We start from the raw sequence: 21,065 nt of genomic DNA on the forward strand, positions 1-21,065 counted from the left end.
TCTGCGTCACAAGCAAGACAGGAGGGCTGTTTTCAGCCTTTCCTAGGCGCGCAAGCCACGCGTGATCGGCGGCTGGAACTCGGGCTGGCTGAGGCTCTGCAGCGTTTCTGGCGGCTGGCCGTCGATGTGGCCGATGACTGCCTTGGCCAGTTCCCGACCGGCCACGCGGATGTCCTCGTACATGGTCATGACTTCCGGGCGCAGCCAGCGCAGGAAGTCGCTCGGTGACTTCGAGACCATGTCGCAGTCTTCGCCGAGCTTCTTCTTGGCCATTTCCAGGCCGGCAATCAAAGCGATCGCACCGGAGCCGCTGCCCGAAACGATGCCGTCGGGCGCGTCCGCCGAGCGCATCAGGGGTTCGAAGGCGTCGCGGATCTCGACCAGCGAATGGTCAATGTTGGTCTGGTGGAAGCCGACTGCATCCGCCTGGAAATCGCGGAGCCCACGCTCGAAACCGGCGCGCATGTGTGAATAGAAGGTGAGGTGCGGCGGCGGCTCGAGCAACACCAGCTTCCGCCGGCCGCGCGCCACCAGTTTGCGTACCGCCTCGTAGGCGAAACGCTCGTTGTCGAAGTCGTGATAGGGGTGAACGATGCCCATCTCCGTGCGGCCATGGGTGACGAAGGGCAGGCCGCGCTCGGTCAAAAGCGCCACACGCGGGTCGTGCGGCTCGGTTCGCGAGATGATCACGCCGTCGGCAGCACCCGTGTCGAGGATATAGCGGATCGGCGCCAGAGCGTCCTTGACGGCGCTATAGGGGGTGACGACCAGGTGGTAGGGCGTGCCGGCAAGGATCTCGGTGATGCCGACGACCATCGGGCTGGTGATGCCCATGATCTCTTCTTCCAGCGTCAATACGAGACTGATGACGTTGGTCTTGCCGGTCCTCAGGCGCACGCCGGCGCGGTTCGGCTGGTAGCCGATCTGTTTGGCGACGAGCCGCACACGCTCCTTGGTTTCCGCACCGATATCGGGCGCATCCTTCAACGCCCGCGAAACCGTAGTGATGCCGAGCCCGGTCATGAAGGCGATCGTCTTCAGTGTCGGACGGGCTCCATCCGGCAGTGTCTGCGGCCTGTTTTTCGTCTTGTTGTCCATTGCCGTCACCCGCCCACTCTCTTGCCGCCCGCCGCCAGATTGCCCATCCGGCAGCGAAACGCGTCGGTTCAGTTCCATCCGCCGCGCCGTCGCCCTGTCACGTCATCGCGTTATATACGAAAAGTCGGTGGCGGCTATGCTGCTTTGGATGGATCAAATTGCTTCAAATCTGTAACGATACAGTTGCGATGTCGAGCGTTTTCGTTGCTGCGCTGCGAAAGATGGAGCGGACTGGTTGAATCGGAAGTTTTGGCGCATGCTTTTTGCACTTGCGAGATGGCGCCTCCGATGCCGGTGCGCCTTTGTTGCGGAAAATATATGTATTTCAGCGCGATGTAAGGGATTCCTGCTGGCCGCGTGGGTGCCGCCATTGCGCGCAAAGCGCTTTGGAACGCGGCTGCCGTATGCACGCAATGGGTGTTTTTTAAGATTCTGTTTAAATCGATTGTGGTGGGTGTTGCGTCCTGTAATCGATTGCACTAAGTTTTTTACGGTAACGTTACAGTGAGGGAGGAGACTCATGAATTTACGTTCTTTCGCCGCCGTGCTTTCAGCCGCCGTGGCCCTGCCGCTCAGCGCAGCCAACGCTGTCGATCTTGAAGTGACCCATTGGTGGACCTCGGGCGGCGAAGCTGCCGCGGTCGCGGAACTCGCCAAGGCCTTCGATGCGACGGGCAATCACTGGGTCGACGGCGCGATCGCCGGTTCTGGCGGCACCGCCCGTCCGATCATGATCAGCCGCATCACCGGTGGCGACCCGATGGGCGCCACGCAGTTCAACCATGGTCGCCAGGCCGAGGAACTGGTTCAGGCCGGGCTGATGCGTGATCTCACCGATGTCGCAACCCGCGAGAAGTGGAAGGACATCATCAAGCCGGCGAGCCTGCTCGATTCCTGCACGATCGACGGCAAGATCTATTGCGCCCCGGTCAACATCCACTCCTGGCAGTGGCTGTGGCTGTCGAATGCGGCCTTCAAGGCGGCCGGCGTCGAGGTTCCGAAGAACTGGGATGAATTCGTGGCCGCGGCGCCCGCGCTCGAAAAGGCAGGCATCGTGCCGCTCGCCGTCGGCGGTCAGCCGTGGCAGGCAGCCGGCGCCTTCGACGTGCTGATGGTGGCGATCGCCGGCAAGGACACCTTCCAGAAGGTGTTCGGCGACAAGGACGAGGAAGTGGCAGCGGGTCCTGAGATCGCCAAGGTCTTCAAGGCTGCCGATGATGCCCGCCGCATGTCGAAGGGCTCCAACGTCCAGGACTGGAACCAGGCGACCAACATGGTCATCACCGGCAAGGCCGGCGGCCAGATCATGGGCGACTGGGCGCAGGGTGAATTCGCGCTTGCCGGCCAGAAGGCCGGAACCGACTACACCTGCCTGCCGGGCCTCGGCGTCAACGAGATCATCTCGACCGGTGGCGACGCCTTCTACTTCCCGCTTCTGAAGGACGAGGAAAAGTCGAAGGCGCAGGAAGCGCTGGCCTCGACGCTGCTCGATCCGAAGACGCAGGTCGCCTTCAACCTCAAGAAGGGTTCGCTGCCGGTGCGCGGCGACGTCGATCTGGCGGCTGCCAACGACTGCATGAAGAAGGGGCTGGACATTCTTGCCAAGGGCAACGTGATCCAGGGTACCGACCAGCTGCTTTCGGCCGACAGCCAGAAGCAGAAGGAAGACCTGTTCTCCGAATTCTTCGCCAACCCGTCGATCACGCCGGAAGACGCGCAGAAGCGCTTCGCCGACATCATCGCGAACGCGGAGTAACCGCAACTGCCTTGGCCGGCCTCTTTGAAAACGAGGCCGGTCAAAGCCTCCCATTCGGCAGGATGTGCCGGTCGTCCGCGCGTGATGCGTTTGCGGGCCCCATGGGAGTGGTTGTCGCCCTGATGTGGCAGAGCGCTGCGCGCTGAGTGCGCGGGGCTGCCCATCGTCCGAAACCCAATGCAGTTCCGGAGGAACGAAACATGGCGGGTTACACACAAGGTTCGGGCCGACCGAACCAGTGGCTGCGGAACCTGAACGCGAAGATTGCCTCCGTCCCGATGATTCTGACGGCCGTGGTGATCTTCCTCGGCGGCACGATCTGGACGGTCGTCTATTCCTTCACCAATTCCAAGCTGTTGCCGCGGCTCTCATTCGTCGGCCTCGATCAGTACGAGCGCCTCTGGGCGGCGCCGCGCTGGCTGATTTCGGTGCAGAATCTGGCAATCTACGGCATCTTCTCGCTGATCTTCAGCCTGCTGATCGGCTTCGTGCTGGCCGCATTGATGGACCAGAAGATCCGCTTCGAAAATACCTTCCGCACCATCATGCTCTATCCCTTCGCCCTGTCCTTCATCGTGACGGGCCTGGTCTGGCAATGGCTGCTCAATCCGGAATTCGGCATCCAGTCGGTGGTGCGCTCGCTCGGCTGGGAAAGCTTCACCTTCGACCCGCTCTATAATGCCGACATCGTCATCTACGGCATCCTGATCGCAGCCCTCTGGCAGGGCACCGGGCTCGTCATGTGCCTGATGCTCGCAGGTCTTCGCGGCATCGACGAGGACATCTGGAAGGCCGCGCGCGTCGACGGCATACCCATGTGGAAGACCTACATCTTCGTCGTCATTCCGATGATGCGCGGCGTCTTCATCACCACGCTGGTGATCATCGCCAGCGGCATCGTCAAGGTTTACGACCTGGTGGTGGCGCAGACGAGCGGCGGTCCCGGCATCGCGTCGGAAGTGCCTGCAAAGTATGTCTACGACTACATGTTCCAGGCGCAGAACCTCGGTCAGGGCTTTGCCGCCTCGACGATGATGCTCATCACCGTCGCCATCATCATCGTGCCTTGGGCCTATCTGGAATTCGGGGGAGGGCGCAAGCGTGTCTGATATCGTTGCTTTCAATTCGGTGACTGAAGAGGCCGCACTGCAGGCGCAGACAAACCGGGTCGTCGCCGGCCCCCGCGGCGCCAAGCCCCGCCGGGCGTTGTCTGGCCGCAACATCATGATCTACGGCACGCTGATCGTCGTGGCACTGTACTACCTGCTGCCGCTCTACGTGATGGTCATGACTTCGCTCAAGGGCATGCCGGAAATCCGGCTCGGCAACATCTTTGCCCCGCCGGTTGAAATCACCTTCGAGCCTTGGGCAAAGGCCTGGGCGAGCGCCTGCACGGGGCTCAACTGCGACGGCCTTTCGCGCGGCTTCTGGAACTCGGTGCGCATCACCGTTCCTTCGACGATCGTCTCGATCGCGATCGCCTCGGTCAACGGTTATGCGCTCGCCAACTGGCGCTTCAAGGGGGCGGAGCTGTTCTTCACCATCCTGATTGTCGGCGCCTTCATTCCCTATCAGGTGATGATCTATCCGATCGTCATCGTACTGCGGGAAATGGGCATCTACGGCACGCTCACCGGCCTCATCCTCGTGCACACCATCTTCGGCATGCCGATCCTGACGCTGCTCTTCCGCAACTATTTCGCCGGCCTGCCGGAGGAACTGTTCAAGGCCGCGCGCGTCGATGGCGCCGGCTTCTGGACGATCTATTTCAAGATCATGCTGCCGATGTCACTGCCGATCTTCGTCGTGGCGATGATCCTGCAGGTCACCGGCATCTGGAACGACTTCCTGTTCGGCGTCGTGTTCACCCGGCCGGAATACTACCCGATGACGGTTCAGCTCAACAACATCGTCAATTCGGTCCAGGGCGTGAAGGAATACAACGTCAACATGGCGGCGACGATCCTGACCGGGGCGGTTCCGCTCTTCGTCTACTTCGTCTCCGGACGGCTTTTTGTCCGCGGCATCGCCGCCGGCGCAGTGAAAGGGTAACAACATGCAAAACGTCAGCGTATCGGTCAAAGACCTGTCGTTGAGCTTCGGTGCCGTCACTGTGCTCGACACGCTCAACCTCGACATCAAGGACGGCGAGTTCCTGGTGCTGCTCGGCTCGTCCGGCTGCGGCAAGTCGACCCTGCTCAACTGCATCGCCGGTCTGCTCGATGTCAGCGACGGGCAGATCTTCATCAAGAACAAGAACGTTACCTGGGAGGAGCCCAAGGACCGCGGCATCGGCATGGTGTTCCAGTCCTACGCGCTCTATCCGCAGATGTCGGTGGAGAAGAACCTCTCCTTCGGCCTGCAGGTCGCCAAGGTGCCGAAGGAAGAGATCGACAAGCGCGTCAGCCGCGCCGCCGAGATCCTGCAGATCCAGCCGCTCTTGAAGCGCAAGCCTTCGGAGCTCTCGGGCGGCCAGCGCCAGCGTGTGGCGATCGGCCGGGCGCTGGTGCGCGATGTCGACGTGTTCCTGTTCGACGAGCCGCTCTCCAACCTCGACGCCAAGCTGCGCTCGGAGCTGCGCGTCGAGATCAAGCGGCTGCACCAGTCGCTGAAGAACACGATGATCTACGTCACCCACGACCAGATCGAGGCCTTGACGCTTGCCGACCGCATCGCGGTCATGAAGAGCGGCGTGATCCAGCAGCTTGCCGACCCGATGACGATCTACAACGCGCCGGAAAACCTGTTCGTCGCCGGCTTCATCGGTTCGCCGTCGATGAACTTCTTTCGCGGCGAACTGCAGCTGCGCGACCAGCGCGCCTACGTCCACGCCAACGGCGTCGATTTCGACGTGTCGGCCTATCCGTCGCGCGCGCCCTTCGTGCATGGCCAGAAGGTGGTGCTGGGCTTGAGGCCCGAGCATGTGCGCGTCGACGAAGCGGCAAGTGGCGCGCCGGCCTCGCACCGGGCGGTCGTCGATATCGAGGAGCCGATGGGCGCCGACAATCTGCTGTGGCTGAAGCTTGCCGGACAGTCGATGTCGGTTCGTATCGCCGGCCAGCGGCGCTATGCGCCGGGCACGGCGGTCACGCTCTCCTTCGACATGGGCGTCGCCTCGATCTTCGATGCGACAAGCGAGAACCGACTCTGAAATAAGGAGATGCCGGGCGGCCACCGCTGCCCGGCACCTCCCAGCAATGACTGTGCCGGCGTGGCCGGTCGATCTATGGAACCATGCGCATGCTCTCTGAGGATTTCACCCGCACCGCCATTCGTCTCGATCTCGCAGGGGATTGGCAACTTTCTTCCGTCGACAATAGCCATGCGCTGGCAATGGAGTTGCCGGGCGATGTGCATTCGGCGCTGCTGAAGGCCGGCGTGATCGACGACCCGTATGTGGGGCGCAACGAGAACGACGTGCAGTGGGTGGCGCACAAGGACTGGGTGATCGAGCGCACGGTCACGGTCGGTGCCGACGACATTGCCGGCTACTGGTATCTCGACCTTGAATACCTCGACACGGTTGCCTCGGTGTTCGTCAATGACAAGCTGGTGCTTGAAGCGGAGAATTGCTTCCGACGCTATCGCCCGGATGTCTCGAAGACGCTGGTTGCAGGCGAGAACCGCATCCGCATCGTGTTGCATTCCTCGATTGCCGAAGGCGCGCGGCGGCAGGCGGAGCAGCCCTTCTACGTGCCCTATCACCCTGGCAATTCACCGATCGCCAACGGCAATATGCTGCGCAAACCCCAGTGCCATTTCGGCTGGGACTGGAACCTCGCGATCGCGCCGCTCGGCGTCTACGGAGAGATCGCCCTTTGCCGGCTGGAGATCGCCCGCATCGAGCATGTGACGAGCAAGCAGGTCTGGCTGGAGGATGGCAGCGTCGATCTGGTGGTGACGCTGACGCTCTTTGCCGATGGGCCGGGTATTGTGCCGGTGCACTTCTCGCTCGACGAGGACCGCGAACGGCTCGATTGCGCCGTCGGCAAGGGCGAGACCCGCATCACCCATGTCTTCACCGTGAGCGAGCCCAAGCGCTGGTGGCCGGCTGGAAGCGGCGAGCAGGACCTGTCGCGGCTGACCGTCGAGGTGCCGCAGGAGCAGGTGACGCGTCAGATCGGTTTCCGCACCGTCGAGCTTCTGACCGACAAGGACGAGGCCGGCAGCCGCTTCGCCTTCCGCGTCAACGGGCGCGAGATCTTCTGCAAGGGCGCCAACTGGATCCCGGCCGATGCGCTGGCGTCGCGGGTGACCCGCGAAGGCGTCGAAGACCTTTTGACCTCGGCTGTCGATGCCAACATGAACATGATCCGCGTCTGGGGCGGCGGCTTCTACGAGCCGGACTGGTTCTACGATCTGTGCGACCGGCTGGGCCTCATGGTCTGGCAGGACTTCATGTTCGCCTGCAACCTCTATCCTTCGACGCCGGATTTCCTGGAGAATGTCGCAGCCGAGGTGGACTACCAGGCCAAGCGCCTGTCGTCGCATCCGTCGATCGCGGTCTGGTGTGGCGACAACGAGCTCGTCGGCGCGCTCACCTGGTTCGATGAGCCGCGCAAGGATCGCGACCGTTATCTCGTCTCCTATGACCGGCTGAACCGCACCATCGAGGTGGCGCTGAAGGCGGCGCTGCCCGAAGCGATCTGGTGGCCGTCGAGCCCGGCGTCGGGATATCTCGACTTCGGCGACGCCTGGCATGCCGATGGTTCCGGCGACATGCACTATTGGTCGGTCTGGCACGAAAACAAGTCCTTCGACAATTACCGCACCGTGCGGCCGCGCTTCTGCTCGGAGTTCGGCTTCCAGTCCTATACGTCGATGCCGGTCATCCGGCAGTTTGCGGCCGAGAAGGACCTCAATATCGCGTCGCCCGTGATCGAGAGCCACCAGAAGAATGTCGGCGGCAACGAGCGCATCGCCGGCACGATGTTCCGCTACTTCCGTTTCCCCAAGGATTTTCCGGCTTTCGTCTATCTCAGCCAGGTGCAGCAGGGGCTGGCGATCCGCACGGCCGTCGACTACTGGCGCTCGCTGAAGCCCCATTGCATGGGCACGCTCTACTGGCAGCTCAACGACACCTGGCCGGTCGCCTCCTGGTCGAGCCTCGACTATGGCGGCAGCTGGAAGGCGATGCACTACATGGTCCGTCGCTTCTTCCAGCCGGTCTCGGTCGCAGCGATCCCATCGGCAGATGGAAAGGAAATCGCGTTCTCGATGGTCAACGATACGGCAGAGCCGGTGACCGTCGCGCTGCAGACCTTCCTGGTTTCGCTCGATGGCCAGCGCACGCCGCTCGCGGCGGTCGCCGGTACCTGCAGCCCGGACCGGGCGGCAACGCTGGCGACGATCGCGGCCTTCGACATTCCGGAAGGCGACCTGCTGTTCTGGTCGTTCGAGGCATCGAACGGCATGCGCGGTGAGGGGCACCACGTCAACGGCACCTACAAGGCGCTCGACCTCAAGCCGTCCGGCCTGACACGCGATGTCGCGCCCGCAGGCGAAGGCGCCTTCGACGTCACGGTCAAGGCGAGCGGCTTGGCGCTGCATGTGATGATCGAGGCGGATGTCGCCGGGCGCTATTCCGACAACGCCTTCGACCTCTTGGCCGGCGAGACGAAGGTCATCCGTTTTACCCCGAAGGTGCCGTTTGACGCAGGTGAGCTGCCGCGCTTTTCCGCCTTCGATCTCGAATCCTGCCAGGGAAAGGGTTGACCGCCATGAAACGCAGCCACGTCAACGACATCATCGCCGAGAGCGATGCCTTCATGAAGAGCTTCGGCTTCACCCTGCCACCCTTTGCCTACTGGTCACCGGAGCAACTGAAGGCGCGCGTCGCTTCCGACAGTCCGACGATCTTTGATGCCCGGCTCGGCTGGGACATTACCGACTATGGCAAGGGCCGCTTCGAGGAGTTCGGGCTGGTGCTCTTCACGCTGCGCAACGGCAATGCCGCCAATCTGAAGACCCGGCAGGGCATGGTTTACGCCGAGAAGCTGATGATCACCGCCAAGGACCAGGTCAACCCGCTGCACCGTCACGCGGTCAAGACCGAGGACATCATCAACCGTGGCGGCGGTTCGCTGGTGCTGCAGATGTACAATTCCAAACCGGACGGCTCGGTTGACGAGGAGAGCGACGTCGTTGTCGCGACCGATGCACGGCTGCGCACGCTGAAAGCTGGCGACCTGCTGAAGCTCAAGGCCGGTGAAAGCGTCACGCTTCTCCCTGGCAACTGGCACGCCTTCTGGGCCGAGGGCGCCGACGTGCTGATGGGCGAAGTATCGACCGTCAACGACGATCTCACCGACAACTATTTCCGCGAGCCGGTCGGTCGCTTCTCGGCGATCGAGGAGGACGCAGGCCCCGCCCACCTCTTGGTGTCGGACTACGATACCTGGCTCAGGTGATACCGAGACCCCAACAACCCCAAGATCCCACTATCCCAAGACCCCCAGGACGAAATCGAGGAGGATTTCATGAAGGACGTCAGTTTCCAGCTTTATAGCGCTCGCAATTTCCCGCCTTTCGCCAATGTGCTGAAAGCACTCGGCGACGCCGGCTACAGCCAGGTCGAAGGCTACGGCGCGCTCTATGCGGCGCTCAGCGACGCCGAGATCGCCAGCTTCAAGGAAGGTCTCGACGACAATGGCCTTGCCATGCCGACCGCGCACTTTGGCCTGGACATGCTCGAAAGCGATCCGGCCCGCGTGCTCGAAATCGCCAAGGCGCTCGGCATCAAGGCGATCTATTGCCCCTACCTGATGCCCGACCAGCGCCCGACCGATGCCGCTGGCTGGCGCGCCTTCGGCGAGCGGCTGCAGAAGGCCGGCAAGCCCTATCGTGATGCCGGGCTGATCTTCGGCTGGCACAACCACGACTTCGAGTTCGCGGCCCTTCCGGATGGCAGTATTCCGCAGGACCTGATCTTTGCGGGCGGACCGGATCTCTCCTGGGAGGCCGATATCGCCTGGATCATCCGCGGCGGCGCCGATCCGATCGCCTGGATCAAGAAGTATGGCGACCGCATCACCGCCGTGCATGTGAAGGACATCGCGCCGACAGGCGAGAAGAAGGACGAGGACGGCTGGGCCGATGTCGGCGAGGGCACGGTCGACTGGAAAGGCCTGTTTGCGGCACTTTCCGGCACGAAGGCCCGCTACTTCATCGCCGAGCACGACAACCCGAGTGATTTCAAGCGCTTCGCCAAGCGTTCGCTCGCCTCCATCCAATCCTATTGAGAAGCAGGTTTATCCATGACCAAGGAACTTGGCGTCGGCATCATCGGATGCGGCAACATCTCCACCACCTACTTCAAGCTTGCCCCGCTTTTCCGGGGCATCAAGGTTGTCGCCTGCGCCGACATCAACCCGGCGGCAGCCGAGGCGCGGGCGGCCGAATACGGCGTTAAAGCTGAGAGCATCGAGGCGCTGCTCGCCAATCCCGATGTCGACATCGTCGTCAACCTGACCATTCCGGACGCGCACTATCCGGTCTCCAAGGCAATCCTCGAAGCCGGCAAACACGTCTATTCGGAAAAGCCGCTGGTGCTCTCCCTGGAGCAGGGCGAGGAGTTGAGGGCGATCGCCAAGGCGAAGGGCCTTTCCGTCGGCTGCGCGCCGGACACCTTCCTCGGCGGCGCGCATCAGCTTGCCCGTAGCTATGTTGACGCGGGCAAGATCGGCCGGGTGACCTCGGGCACCTGCCACGTCATGAGCCCGGGCATGGAGATGTGGCATCCGAACCCGGACTTCTTCTTCCTGCCCGGCGGCGGCCCGATCCTCGATCTCGGTCCCTACTACATCGCCAACCTGATCAACCTGATCGGCCCGGTGAAGCGCGTGGCGGCGCTCGCCACCATGGCCAACCCGACCCGCACGATCACCAGCGAACCGCGCAAGGGCGAGGTGATCCCGGTCAAGACGCCGACCAACATCCACGCGCTGCTCGAATTTGAGAACGGCGCGACGATCACGCTGTCGGCCAGCTGGGATGTCTGGTCGCACCGCCATGCCAACATGGAGCTTTACGGCACCGAAGGCTCGCTCTACGTGCCCGACCCGAACTTCTTCGGCGGCACGGTGGAAGCAAGCGGCTGCGACAAGAAAATCGAGCCGCTGGAGCCCTGGGATCATCCTTTCGGTGTTGCCAACCAGGAGCATCCGCAGGGGCCGATGGCGAATTACCGCACCGCCGGCCTTGCCGACATGGCGCTCGCCATCCTCGAGGGCCGCGATGCCCGCTGCTCGCTCGACCGCGCGCTGCACGGCGTCGACGTCATGGTGTCGATCCTGAAATCTGGCGAGGAGGGACGTTTCGTCGAACTCTCCACCACCTGCACCCAGCCGGCCGCCCTCGGCATCGAGGAAGCTCGGGCACTCTTGCGCGAGACCGAAGAAGAAATGTCGGGAAATCGCGTCGCTGCCGCTTCATAGCGACACCGGAGAGGTTTAGACCTTTGTGAACTGAGGTTTCCGTAGCGGCCAACCGCTACGGAAACCGTTTCATTTTTGAGGGTGGCGGACGAGTTCGCCATCCGGAGATCGATCGCGGAGGATTGTGCGATGACCTGGCTACCGGCGGAAAACCGCTACGACACCATGAAATATAACCGTCTCGGCCGTTTCGGCCTGAAGCTGCCGGCGATCTCGCTGGGGCTTTGGCACAATTTCGGTGGCGACACACCGCATGACCGCAAGGTCGACATGTGCCGTACGGCGTTCGATCTGGGCATCACCCATTTCGACCTCGCCAACAATTACGGCCCGCCTCCGGGCTCGGCCGAGACTGCCTTCGGCGAAATCATGCGCACGGACTTCGCGCACTTGCGAGACGAACTGATCATCTCGTCCAAGGCCGGCTACGACATGTGGGCCGGCCCCTACGGCGAATGGGGCAGCCGCAAGTACATGATCGCATCCTGCGACCAGAGCCTGAAGCGCATGGGCCTCGACTATGTCGACATCTTCTATTCGCACCGTTTCGACCCGGAGACGCCGCTCGAAGAAACCTGCGGTGCGCTCGACCATATCGTGCGTTCGGGCCGGGCGCTCTATGTGGGGATTTCCTCCTACAACTCGCAGCGCACCCGCGAAGCCGCCGCGATCCTTAAGGATCTCGGCACGCCTTGCCTCATCCACCAGCCGAGCTACTCCATGCTCAACCGCTGGATCGAGGACGATGGGCTGATCCATACGCTCGAAGATCTCGGCATCGGCTCGATCGTTTTCTCGCCGCTCGCCCAGGGCATGCTGACGACGAAGTATCTTGGCGGCATCCCGTCTGATAGCCGCGCGGCGCAGAACCACTTCCTGAAGAAGGACTTCATCCGCCCAGAGATCATCGACAACATCCGCAAGCTGAACGGTATCGCCGAAAAGCGCGGCCAGACGCTGGCGCAGATGGCGCTTGCCTGGGTGCTGCGCAACGGCCGGATCACCTCGGCACTGATCGGCGCCAGCCGCTCCGAGCAGATCGTCGATTGCGTCAAGGCGCTCGAAAACGACACGTTCACGGCCGACGAACTGGCCGAGATCGATCTCTATGCGCGCGAGGCGGACATCAACCTCTGGGCCAAGTCGGCCGAGCTCTGATTTCGACCGAAAATATTGATTTGCCTGCATTTTAGGCAAAGGACATCGCTTTCCGGCGTATTAGACAAAAGTCGAATAAACGCCGGAAAGCGGCTTCTGGACATGGTCCGGTGTTTCTGTAAGGTGCGACAATGCCTGCCGGTTGCGGTGCTGATCGCAGTCGCTTTCGACGGGTAACGAGGAGGAGAGCCACCGTTTGTCCGGGAAGGGGCAGGGTGGATTGATGGGTAGAGGCGCGCTGCGCCCGCCCTTTGGCGAGAACTAGGGGAGGAACCATGGATCGCCGTTCATTCATTAAAAACGCAAGCCTCGGCGGCTTGGCGGCCGCAGGTGCAGCCGCGCTTGCGACACCGGCCATCGCGCAGGCAAACCCGAAGGTGAACTGGCGCCTGGCGTCGTCGTTCCCGAAGTCGCTCGACACGATCTATGGCGGCGGCGAAGTGCTGTCGAAATACGTCTCGGATGCAACCGACGGTGCTTTCCAGATCCAGGTCTTCGCTGCCGGCGAAATCGTTCCAGGCCTGCAGGCCGCTGACGCGGCTGCTGCCGGTACGGTCGAAGCCTGCCACACGGTCGCATACTATTACTGGGGCAAGGACCCAACCTGGGCGCTCGGTGCAGCCGTTCCCTTCGCGCTCAACGCGCGCGGGATGAACGCCTGGCACTACCATGGCGGCGGTATCGACCTCTTCAACGAGTTCCTCGGCACCCAAGGCCTCGTCGGCTTCCCGGGCGGCAACACCGGCGTGCAGATGGGCGGCTGGTTCCGCAAGGAAATCAAGACGGTTGCCGACATGCAGGGCCTGAAGATGCGCATCGGTGGCTTCGCCGGCAAGGTCGTCGAGAAGCTCGGCGTCGTGCCGCAGCAGATCGCCGGCGGCGACATCTACCCGGCGCTGGAAAAGGGCACCATCGACGCTGCCGAATGGGTCGGCCCCTATGACGACGAGAAGCTTGGCTTCTACAAGGTTGCGCCCTACTACTACTATCCCGGTTGGTGGGAAGGTGGTCCGACGGTCCACGCCATGTTCAACAAGGCGGCGTTCGAAGGACTGCCGAAGAACTACCAGTCGCTGCTGCGCACCGCCTGCCACGCCACTGACGCGAACATGCTGCAGAAGTACGATTACCTGAACCCCTCGGCGATCAAGCGCCTGGTGGCTTCGGGTGCCAAGCTCAGCCCGTTCAGCGCCGAAATCCTGTCAGCCTGCTTCGACAAGGCCAACGAGGTCTATGCCGAGATGGAAGCCTCGAACCCGACCTTCAAGAAGATCTGGGACTCGATCAAGGCTTTCCGCGGCGAGTACTACCTCAACGCCCAGATCGCCGAATACAATTACGACACCTTCATGATGATCCAGCAGCGCGGCGGCAAGCTCTAAGCTTTTCCCTCATTGCCGATTGAAACGAGCCGTTCGCGATATCCGTTGCGGGCGGCTTTTTCGTTGCCGCGCGCACGGCGTATTGCTGCGCGCCGTACTGAACGCATTTCGTGGTAGGGTTGCTGCCTCAACAGGACGGAGGAAGAACTATGCCAAGCGAAGGCCAATCGGTCGTGCTCGGTCCCGACGAGGGCCGCCGCTACGACATGGGCGCCATCCAGGCCGTCTTCAAAGCCGATGGCGCTGAAACCGCTGGTCGATTTTCGGTCTCGGAATGGTGGCTCGATGCCAGGCACGAGGGACCGGGCGCCCACAAGCACGACGACAACGACGAGATCTTCTACGTGATCGAGGGCACGGCGAGCGTGCTCGTCGGCGACATCTGGCACCAGAAGCCGAAGGGCTCGCTGTTCGTCATCCCGCGCGGGATGATGCATGACTTCAAGAACGAGAGCGAGGCGCGCATGGGGCTGCTCAACGTTTATGTCGGCGGTCCATTCGAGGAGGCGATGCCGATGATCGTCGACTGGTACCGCGACAATCCGGCGGCTGGATTGAACGAGTTCGGTCGTCGTCTCAGCGATTGTAGAAATGGAAAGGGCGGCTTATCGGCCGCCCTTTGCTTTTCTGTCTGCCGGCGGTCCTACTTGAACGACGGCGGCTGGCTGAGGTCGTTTGAGGGGGCCGGCTGTGGCTGGGCACCCGGGCTGCCAAACGACGGAGGCTGGCTGAGGTCGTTCGACGGAGCGGTCTGCGGCTGGGCGCCACCCTGATCGGCCGGCTTCTGGTCGAGCGGGCTGCCGACTGGAAGCTGCAGGCCGCCGGGCAGGCCGAGACCGCCACCGCCGGCGCCGAAGCCGGGCACCTCGATCTTGATGGTGTTCGGATCGACGCCCGTTCCGGTTCCCTTGTAGTGCATGACCATCTGCGGGAACATGATCGTCAGGCCCACCATCACGATCTGGATACCGACGAAGGGTACGGCACCCCAGTAGATCTGGCCGGTCGTAACGGGCTGGATCGACTTGCCGGTGATCTTGTCGAGATAGGGCACCTTGGCCGCGACCGAGCGCAGGTAAAAGAGCGCGAAGCCGAAGGGCGGGTGCATGAAGCTCGTCTGCATGTTGATGCCGAGGAGCACGCCGAACCAGATGAGGTCGATGCCAAGCTTGTCGGCAGCGGGCGCAAGCAGCGGCACGATGATGAAGGCGAGCTCGAAGAAATCGAGGAAGAACGCCAGGAAGAAGACGAGCAGGTTGACGGCAATCAGGAAACCGGTCTCGCCGCCCGGCATCGCCGTCAGCAGGTGCTCGACCCAGATATGGCCGTTGACGCCGTAGAAGGTGAGCGAGAAGACGCGCGCACCGATCAGGATGAACAGCACAAAGGCGGAAAGCCTTGTCGTTGCCGTCAGTGCGCCGCGCACGACGTCCAGATTGAGACGACCCTTGGCGGCCGCCATGATCAGCGCGCCGACTGCACCCATGGCGCCGCCTTCGGTCGGCGTTGCGATGCCGAGGAAGATGGTGCCGAGGACGAGGAAGATCAGCGCCAGCGGCGGGATCAGCACGATGATGACCTGCTGGGCAAGCCTCGACATCGCATTGATCTTCAGGCCGCGGTCGAGCAGGGCGACGATATAGATGAAGGCAACGCCCACTGTGCCGCCGAGGATGTCGGCGTTCTCGCCCTGGGTCGGGTAGAGATAGACGTGGGCGGCATAGGCAATGCCGGCTGCGACCGCGAGCGCGATGAACAGCGAGGTAACGCCGGAGCCCAGCGTGCGGGCTTCCAGCGGCAGGGCCGGCATGGAATCACGCTTCAGGATCGTCATGATCAGGATGTAGACCATGTACAGTCCGGTCAGCACCAGGCCCGGGATCAGCGCGCCGGCATACATGTCGCCGACCGAACGGCCGAGCTGGTCGGCAAGAACGATGAGCACGAGTGACGGCGGGATGATCTGGGCGAGCGTGCCGGAAGCCGCGATGACGCCCGAGGCGACCTTCCGGTCATAGCCGTAGCGCAACATGATCGGCAGCGAGATCAGGCCCATGGCGATGACCGAGGCGGCAACGACGCCTGTCGTGGCTGCAAGCAGCGCGCCGACGAAGATGACCGCATAGGCAAGACCGCCGCGGATCGGGCCGAAGAGCTGGCCGATCGTGTCGAGCAGGTCTTCCGCCATGCCCGATTTCTCGAGCACGATCCCCATGAAGGTAAAGAAGGGGATGGCAAGCAATGTGTCGTTCGACATCACCCCCCAGAACCGGTCAGGCAGCGCGTTGAGCAGGGGCCAGGAGAGGTTGATCGAATCCGACAGCGGCGCAAGTTCGACGCCGATGATGAAGAAAAGCAGGCCGTTGGCGGCGAGCGAGAAGGCGACCGGGTATCCCAAAAGCAGGAACACGATCAGTGACGCGAACATGATCGGCGCCAGGTTTTCAGCAATGAATTCGATCATGGACGGGTCTCCGGAGACACGACATCGTCAAGCGGCGCATGGGTCGGCACATAGGGTGTCGGGTCTTCCATGTTTCCGGTCATGATCGCGATTTTCTTGATGATCTCCGACACGCCCTGGAAGGCCAGCAGCAGGAAGCCGAAGAGCAGGATGGCCTTGGCCGGCCAGATGATCAGGCCGCCGGCGGATGATGAGACCTCGCCCGAGACGTAGGACATCTTCACATAGGGGAAGAGGTAATAGAGCACGAGCAGCACGAAGGGCATCAGGAAGAGGAGGTGCCCAAGAAGGTCGATCCAATGCTGCACGCGGCGCGAGAACTGACCGTAGACCACGTCGATGCGGATGTGCTCGTTCTGGCTCAGGGTATAGGCGGCCGCAAACATGAAGGCGGCGCCGAACAGATACCATTGCGCCTCGAGCCAGGCATTCGACGACATGTTGAAGATCTTGCGGATCACTGCGTTGCCGGCGCTGACGAGAACAGCGGCCAGGATCAGCCATGAAACGCTCTTTCCGATAAATTCCGTGATCGTGTCTATAAGTCGGCTAAAGCCGAGCAAAGCTCTCATCGATTTCCTCCCCGCGATGGCTTTTATGGTTCTTGTGCCAAGCATAGCCAGAGTGCCGATTTCAAGCGCACGTTCAAGTCTGAGGCGCGATTTTCCCGTGTAGTTCGGCCGCCTCCGACTAAAGTAGAATAGGGTGATCCAGCGCTTTGCCCATTGTTTGTGCAATCCGGTTGCAGACGGCGAGGCACGGCGATCGTCAGCCGCCTTAAGGTGCACATCGCCGAGCGAATCGATGTGGAAAGCCGGTCACAGGCGATACGACGCGCGAATTACTGCAACGTTGCAGGCTTGAATTTGTATGATTTTTGAGGTCGGATGGCGCCGCCAAGGGAGGACGCCTGAACCATGACTGCCATGATCCGAAACCCCATTCTGCCGGGCTTCAACCCGGACCCTTCGATCTGCCGTGTCGGAGACGACTACTACATCGCGACCTCCACCTTCGAATGGTACCCGGGTGTGCAGATCCACCATTCGCGGGATCTGGTGAACTGGCGACTCGTCCGCCGGCCGCTGGAGCGGGCAAGCCAGCTCGACATGCGCGGCAACCCGGATAGCTGTGGCGTCTGGGCGCCGTGTCTTTCCTATGACGATGGTCTGTTCTGGCTGGTGTACACCGACGTCAAGCGCTTCGACGGCAACTTCAAGGACGCGCACAACTACATCGTCACGGCTGAGGCGATCGAGGCGACCTGGTCGGATCCGGTCTACGTCAATTCCTCCGGCTTCGACCCGTCGCTCTTCCATGATGACGACGGCCGCAAGTGGTTCCTCAACATGCAGTGGAACCACCGCACCGAAAGCTTCGGCGGCTCGCCGAAACATCCGGCCTTTGACGGCATCCTGCTGCAGGAATGGGACGAACGGACACGCAGGCTCGTCGGCCCAGTGAAGAACATCTTTGCCGGCTCACCACTCGGCCTCGTCGAGGGGCCGCATCTCTTCAAGAAGAACGGCTGGTATTATCTGACGACGGCGGAAGGCGGGACCGGCTACGACCACGCCGTCACCATGGCCCGCTCACGCGCGATTGACGGCCCCTATGAGATGCATCCGGATATCTATCTCATCACGTCGAAGGACCACCCCGAAGCGCCGTTGCAGCGCGCGGGCCACGGCCAATATGTCGAGACGCCAGATGGGCAGGCCTATCATACGCATCTGACCGGCCGACCGCTGCCTCCCGGACGCCGCTGTACGCTCGGTCGCGAGACGGCCCTGCAAAAATGTGTCTGGCGCGATGATGGCTGGCTCTATCTCGAAAACGGCGGCCCGGTGCCGGAGGTGCTCGTGCCGGCGCCGGGACCGGCGGGGCAGGTGGCGACACCGGTGGTTACGGAAACGCATTTCGACGGCCAGGCATTGCCCGTCGAGTTCCAATGGCTGCGTACGCCGGAACAGGAGCGGATCTTCTCGCTCGAATGGCGGCCGGGCCACCTCAGGCTGTTCGGCAGAGAGAGCATCGGCAGCTGGTTCGAGCAGGCGCTGGTCGCGCGGCGGCAGGAGCATCATTCCTTCCGCGCCGAGACGACGGTCGATTTCACGGCCGTAACCTACCAACAGGTTGCTGGTTTGACGCATTACTACAATCGCCACAAGTTCCATGCGCTCGGCATCACCTGGCACGAAACCTTGGGCCGGGCGCTGACGATCCTCTCATGCCCCGGCGATTTTCCGCACGGCCGGCTGCAGTTCCCCGTCGGCAGCGGCACCGCCATTCCCGATGGTCCGATCGGCCTCGCCATGGACGTTCGCGACAATGACCTGCAGTTCTTCTGGCGGGCGACCGCAGCGGTGGATTGGCAGCCGATCGGCCCGGTTCTCGATGCGGGCGTGGTCTCCGACGAGGGCGGCCGCGGCGAGCATGGATCCTTCACCGGGGCCTTCGCCGGCATGTTCGCCTTCGATACCTCAGGCGCGGGCAAGGCTGCCGATTTCGACCGCTTCCGCTACGTCAGCCTTACGGCAAGTTGATCTGTAAACATTAGAATTATGGAATAAGTGATGGATATCATTACGCATTTGTAATGTAGAGTTTCATATTCGGTTCAGGAAGCGGGGTCTAATTTTCGGGTGCAGACAAAGAAAGGACACCCGAATGAAACGTCTCCTGATCGCGCTCGTCGCCAGCTCCGTTCTGATTACGCCGGTCGCAGCCCTTGCCCAGCCGGCAGGATCCTTCGAGGTGGCGCAGAACTATGATCGTTCGCGTCGACCCGTCGATCGCGATTACGATCGTCACATGGACCGCCGCGTGGATCGTCACGTCGACAAGCACGTCACGATCGAAAAGCGGGTGATCGTCAAGAAGAAGGAGCGCTGGGCGCGCGGCCATCGCCTGTCGCCGGCCGAGCGCCGCCACATGGCGCAGGTGCGCGACTACCGTTACTACAAGCTTCGCCAGCCGCCGCGCGGCCAGCAATGGGTACGGTCCGGCAACGACTTCCTGCTGATCAGCCTTGCCACCGGCGTCATTGTCGGCCTGGCGGCAGCACGCTGATAAGGCACTCTGGGTTCAGCGAAGGGGCGGCGTTTTCACGCCGCCCCTTCGCCTTTTCGGTAACCGGCGCGTGGGTTTTGCCGGTCGCCAAAAAGCAGGAGTTCGATAGCGCCTGCCGCTTCCGGCGCGTCCTCATCTGCGGGTTCATCTCCCAGAAACGGATCGAACATCGGCACCGGCCGCCCGGCGGCGTTGAGCGCCATGCAGATGAAGCGCGGTCGGCGCGGCACGCGCGCGGCGTCTGCCATCAGGCGGCCCGTGGCGACCAGCTGGCGAAGGGGTCGGCAAGATCGCGCCAACGTTCCGGACGAAAGCGCTCGTCGGCGATCAGGCAGGCATCGAGTTCGGCACGAAGCTCCGCCTCGTCCATCGGGTCGGCGCCGATGAAGACGATCTCCTGGCGACGATCACCCCAGACCGGGTCCAGGTAGGGACCGACCGCCTTCAGGAAACCTGGTTCGCGCGGCCATTGCTCCTGAGGCACGGCCGACCACCACAGCCCCATCTTGCCGGTCCGCACAAGCGGGCCGGCCTGGCTGATCTCGCCGACATAATGCGGTCGGGTGGCGAGCCAGAAGAAGCCCTTGGCGCGAAGCACGCCCGGCCAGGAACGGTTGAGGAAAGCCTGAAAGCGCATGGGATCGAGCGGGCGGCGGGCGCGGTAGACGAACGAGCGGATGCCGTATTCCTCGGTCTCCGGGATATGGTCCTTGAAGCCGTGAAGTTCCTTGTACCAGAGCGGATGTTCTTCGGCCTTGGCGAGATCGAAGCGGCCGGTTCCAAGCACCTCGCGCAGGTTCACCTTGCCAAAATCGGTTTCGATCAGCCGCGCATCGGGATTGAGCCCGACGATGATCTTGCGGGCGGCATCCACCTGCTCGGGCGTCGCAGTGCCGACCTTGTTCAAGACCACCACATCGGCGAACTCGATCTGCTCGACCAGGAGGTCTACGAGGGTGCGTGTATCGCCTTCGCCCGCCGTTTCGCCACGGTCGGCGAGGAAATCGAGCGAGGAATAGTCGGCCAGCAGGTTCGCGGCATCGACCACCGTCACCATCGTGTCGAGCCGCGCGACATCGGCCAGGCTTTCACCGTCCTCGTCGCGAAAATCGAAGGTGGTGGCGACGGGCAGGGGCTCGGAAATGCCACTCGATTCGATCAGCAGATAGTCGAAGCGGTTCTGTTCGGCGAGGTTGCGGACTTCCTTCAGGAGATCGTCGCGCAGCGTGCAACAGATGCAGCCATTGGTCATTTCCACCAGTTGCTCTTCCGTGCGCGACAGACCGGCACCACCATCACGCACCAGCGCCGCATCGATGTTGACCTCACTCATGTCGTTGACGATGACGGCGACGCGCAGCCCGTCGCGGTTGGAAAGCACGTGGTTGAGCAGTGTCGTCTTGCCGGCGCCAAGAAAGCCGGAGAGAACGGTGACAGGGAGCTTTTCCATCGATTGGTCCTGTATGTTATATCGTTACGAATGCCGTCGGTAAAAAAGGCGAGCGCGTTTGCTCGCCTGATACGAGTGCGAAGTTTGGCACCGGACCTCTGGGCTGAACCCAACTTGCCGGCAGGTCGTCGTTCCAATCTTTTGGTCGCCTGTGGCTAGTCTTTCCGTCAATCCTCCTTGACCCGAGGTTCCAGCAGGCGGCCCGGTTCCGCACCATCTCGCCGAGAATGCCAATCCCGAGAATGATAGA

The 21,065-nt window shown here is 62.3% G+C and carries 17 protein-coding genes and 1 pseudogene; 13 read left to right on the forward strand and 5 right to left on the reverse strand.

What is annotated here, in order from left to right:
* Positions 1–42: 42 nt before the first annotated feature.
* Positions 43–1,098 carry a LacI family transcriptional regulator gene (locus ASE71_RS22545; RefSeq protein WP_060520634.1) on the reverse strand — a complete coding sequence of 352 codons (1,056 nt, stop codon included), beginning with the start codon at positions 1,096–1,098 and terminating at the stop codon, positions 43–45.
* A 520-nt stretch (positions 1,099–1,618) separates the two neighbouring features.
* Here ASE71_RS22545 and ASE71_RS22550 point away from each other — a divergent pair.
* The 11 genes and pseudogenes from ASE71_RS22550 to ASE71_RS35175 form a co-directional block, all read left to right on the forward strand.
* Positions 1,619–2,854 (forward strand): ABC transporter substrate-binding protein, encoded by a 1,236-nt coding sequence (locus ASE71_RS22550; protein ID WP_060520635.1) that lies wholly within the window; start codon positions 1,619–1,621, stop codon positions 2,852–2,854.
* Between the two features lie 200 nt (positions 2,855–3,054).
* Positions 3,055–3,963 (forward strand): carbohydrate ABC transporter permease, encoded by a 909-nt coding sequence (locus tag ASE71_RS22555; protein WP_034788417.1) that lies wholly within the window; start codon positions 3,055–3,057, stop codon positions 3,961–3,963.
* A gap of 115 nt (positions 3,964–4,078) precedes the next feature.
* Positions 4,079–4,906, forward strand: coding sequence for a carbohydrate ABC transporter permease (locus ASE71_RS22560; RefSeq protein WP_370689664.1), 828 nt, complete (start codon positions 4,079–4,081; stop codon positions 4,904–4,906).
* A 4-nt stretch (positions 4,907–4,910) separates the two neighbouring features.
* The gene (locus ASE71_RS22565) at positions 4,911–6,005 is read left to right on the forward strand and encodes an ABC transporter ATP-binding protein (protein WP_034788421.1); all 1,095 of its coding nucleotides are present in this window, start codon (positions 4,911–4,913) and stop codon (positions 6,003–6,005) included.
* Positions 6,006–6,094: 89 nt separating this feature from the next.
* Positions 6,095–8,569: a beta-mannosidase gene (locus ASE71_RS22570; protein WP_060520786.1), complete on the forward strand. Its 2,475-nt coding sequence runs from the start codon at positions 6,095–6,097 to the stop codon at positions 8,567–8,569.
* 5 nt (positions 8,570–8,574) lie between these two features.
* Positions 8,575–9,264 (forward strand): D-lyxose/D-mannose family sugar isomerase, encoded by a 690-nt coding sequence (locus ASE71_RS22575; protein WP_060520785.1) that lies wholly within the window; start codon positions 8,575–8,577, stop codon positions 9,262–9,264.
* Between the two features lie 69 nt (positions 9,265–9,333).
* A complete protein-coding gene (locus ASE71_RS22580) occupies positions 9,334–10,095 on the forward strand; it encodes a sugar phosphate isomerase/epimerase family protein (protein WP_034788429.1) in 762 nt (253 codons plus the stop codon).
* Between the two features lie 15 nt (positions 10,096–10,110).
* On the forward strand, positions 10,111–11,289 hold the full coding sequence (locus ASE71_RS22585) for a Gfo/Idh/MocA family protein (RefSeq protein ID WP_060520636.1): 1,179 nt from the start codon (positions 10,111–10,113) through the stop codon (positions 11,287–11,289).
* 129 nt (positions 11,290–11,418) lie between these two features.
* Positions 11,419–12,447, forward strand: a complete 1,029-nt coding sequence (mgrA, locus tag ASE71_RS22590; RefSeq protein WP_060520637.1) for an L-glyceraldehyde 3-phosphate reductase — start codon at positions 11,419–11,421, stop codon at positions 12,445–12,447.
* 275 nt (positions 12,448–12,722) lie between these two features.
* The gene (locus ASE71_RS22595) at positions 12,723–13,829 is read left to right on the forward strand and encodes a TRAP transporter substrate-binding protein (protein WP_060520638.1); all 1,107 of its coding nucleotides are present in this window, start codon (positions 12,723–12,725) and stop codon (positions 13,827–13,829) included.
* 206 nt (positions 13,830–14,035) lie between these two features.
* Positions 14,036–14,314: pseudogene (locus ASE71_RS35175) on the forward strand (cupin domain-containing protein); the annotation flags it as partial.
* 158 nt (positions 14,315–14,472) lie between these two features.
* On the opposite strand, the gene ASE71_RS22600 reads toward ASE71_RS35175, so the two are convergent.
* Together ASE71_RS22600 and ASE71_RS22605 are read right to left on the reverse strand one after the other, a co-directional pair.
* Complete coding sequence (locus ASE71_RS22600) at positions 14,473–16,293, reverse strand: TRAP transporter large permease (RefSeq protein WP_060520639.1); 1,821 nt, start codon at positions 16,291–16,293, stop codon at positions 14,473–14,475.
* Positions 16,290–16,865: a TRAP transporter small permease subunit gene (locus ASE71_RS22605; protein ID WP_034788445.1), complete on the reverse strand. Its 576-nt coding sequence runs from the start codon at positions 16,863–16,865 to the stop codon at positions 16,290–16,292. Before ASE71_RS22605 ends, ASE71_RS22600 begins: the two co-directional genes overlap by 4 nt.
* Positions 16,866–17,210: 345 nt before the next feature.
* On the opposite strand from ASE71_RS22605, the gene ASE71_RS22610 reads away from it, so the two are divergent.
* A complete protein-coding gene (locus ASE71_RS22610) occupies positions 17,211–18,839 on the forward strand; it encodes a glycoside hydrolase family 43 protein (RefSeq protein WP_060520640.1) in 1,629 nt (542 codons plus the stop codon).
* Between the two features lie 124 nt (positions 18,840–18,963).
* On the forward strand, positions 18,964–19,365 hold the full coding sequence (locus tag ASE71_RS22615; protein WP_034788451.1) for an RcnB family protein: 402 nt from the start codon (positions 18,964–18,966) through the stop codon (positions 19,363–19,365).
* A gap of 35 nt (positions 19,366–19,400) precedes the next feature.
* Here the strand turns inward: ASE71_RS22615 and ASE71_RS22620 are convergent, their stop codons facing one another.
* Positions 19,401–19,613 (reverse strand): hypothetical protein, encoded by a 213-nt coding sequence (locus ASE71_RS22620; protein ID WP_060520641.1) that lies wholly within the window; start codon positions 19,611–19,613, stop codon positions 19,401–19,403.
* Entirely contained in the window at positions 19,613–20,815 is a 1,203-nt protein-coding gene (locus tag ASE71_RS22625; protein ID WP_034788454.1) for a GTP-binding protein, read from the reverse strand. Before ASE71_RS22625 ends, ASE71_RS22620 begins: the two co-directional genes overlap by 1 nt.
* Between the last annotated feature and the right edge of the window lie 250 nt (positions 20,816–21,065).

The sequence above is a fragment of the Ensifer sp. Root954 genome (genome assembly GCF_001429005.1).
Classification (GTDB): Bacteria; Pseudomonadota; Alphaproteobacteria; order Rhizobiales; family Rhizobiaceae; genus Ensifer; species Ensifer adhaerens.

What these genes read in the sequence shown, in the direction of transcription:
- ASE71_RS22600 (WP_060520639.1), bottom strand. Translation starts at nt 16,293, where the DNA reads ATGATCGAATTCATTGCTGAAAACCTGGCGCCGATCATGTTCGCGTCA.
- ASE71_RS22545 (WP_060520634.1), bottom strand. Translation starts at nt 1,098, where the DNA reads ATGGACAACAAGACGAAAAACAGGCCGCAGACACTGCCGGATGGAGCC.
- ASE71_RS22595 (WP_060520638.1), top strand. Translation starts at nt 12,723, where the DNA reads ATGGATCGCCGTTCATTCATTAAAAACGCAAGCCTCGGCGGCTTGGCG.
- ASE71_RS22550 (WP_060520635.1), top strand. Translation starts at nt 1,619, where the DNA reads ATGAATTTACGTTCTTTCGCCGCCGTGCTTTCAGCCGCCGTGGCCCTG.
- ASE71_RS22560 (WP_370689664.1), top strand. Translation starts at nt 4,079, where the DNA reads ATGATCTACGGCACGCTGATCGTCGTGGCACTGTACTACCTGCTGCCG.
- ASE71_RS22610 (WP_060520640.1), top strand. Translation starts at nt 17,211, where the DNA reads ATGACTGCCATGATCCGAAACCCCATTCTGCCGGGCTTCAACCCGGAC.
- ASE71_RS22565 (WP_034788421.1), top strand. Translation starts at nt 4,911, where the DNA reads ATGCAAAACGTCAGCGTATCGGTCAAAGACCTGTCGTTGAGCTTCGGT.
- ASE71_RS22575 (WP_060520785.1), top strand. Translation starts at nt 8,575, where the DNA reads ATGAAACGCAGCCACGTCAACGACATCATCGCCGAGAGCGATGCCTTC.
- ASE71_RS22570 (WP_060520786.1), top strand. Translation starts at nt 6,095, where the DNA reads ATGCTCTCTGAGGATTTCACCCGCACCGCCATTCGTCTCGATCTCGCA.
- mgrA (WP_060520637.1), top strand. Translation starts at nt 11,419, where the DNA reads ATGACCTGGCTACCGGCGGAAAACCGCTACGACACCATGAAATATAAC.
- ASE71_RS22605 (WP_034788445.1), bottom strand. Translation starts at nt 16,865, where the DNA reads ATGAGAGCTTTGCTCGGCTTTAGCCGACTTATAGACACGATCACGGAA.
- ASE71_RS22555 (WP_034788417.1), top strand. Translation starts at nt 3,055, where the DNA reads ATGGCGGGTTACACACAAGGTTCGGGCCGACCGAACCAGTGGCTGCGG.
- ASE71_RS22615 (WP_034788451.1), top strand. Translation starts at nt 18,964, where the DNA reads ATGAAACGTCTCCTGATCGCGCTCGTCGCCAGCTCCGTTCTGATTACG.
- ASE71_RS22585 (WP_060520636.1), top strand. Translation starts at nt 10,111, where the DNA reads ATGACCAAGGAACTTGGCGTCGGCATCATCGGATGCGGCAACATCTCC.
- ASE71_RS22625 (WP_034788454.1), bottom strand. Translation starts at nt 20,815, where the DNA reads ATGGAAAAGCTCCCTGTCACCGTTCTCTCCGGCTTTCTTGGCGCCGGC.
- ASE71_RS22620 (WP_060520641.1), bottom strand. Translation starts at nt 19,613, where the DNA reads ATGGCAGACGCCGCGCGCGTGCCGCGCCGACCGCGCTTCATCTGCATG.
- ASE71_RS22580 (WP_034788429.1), top strand. Translation starts at nt 9,334, where the DNA reads ATGAAGGACGTCAGTTTCCAGCTTTATAGCGCTCGCAATTTCCCGCCT.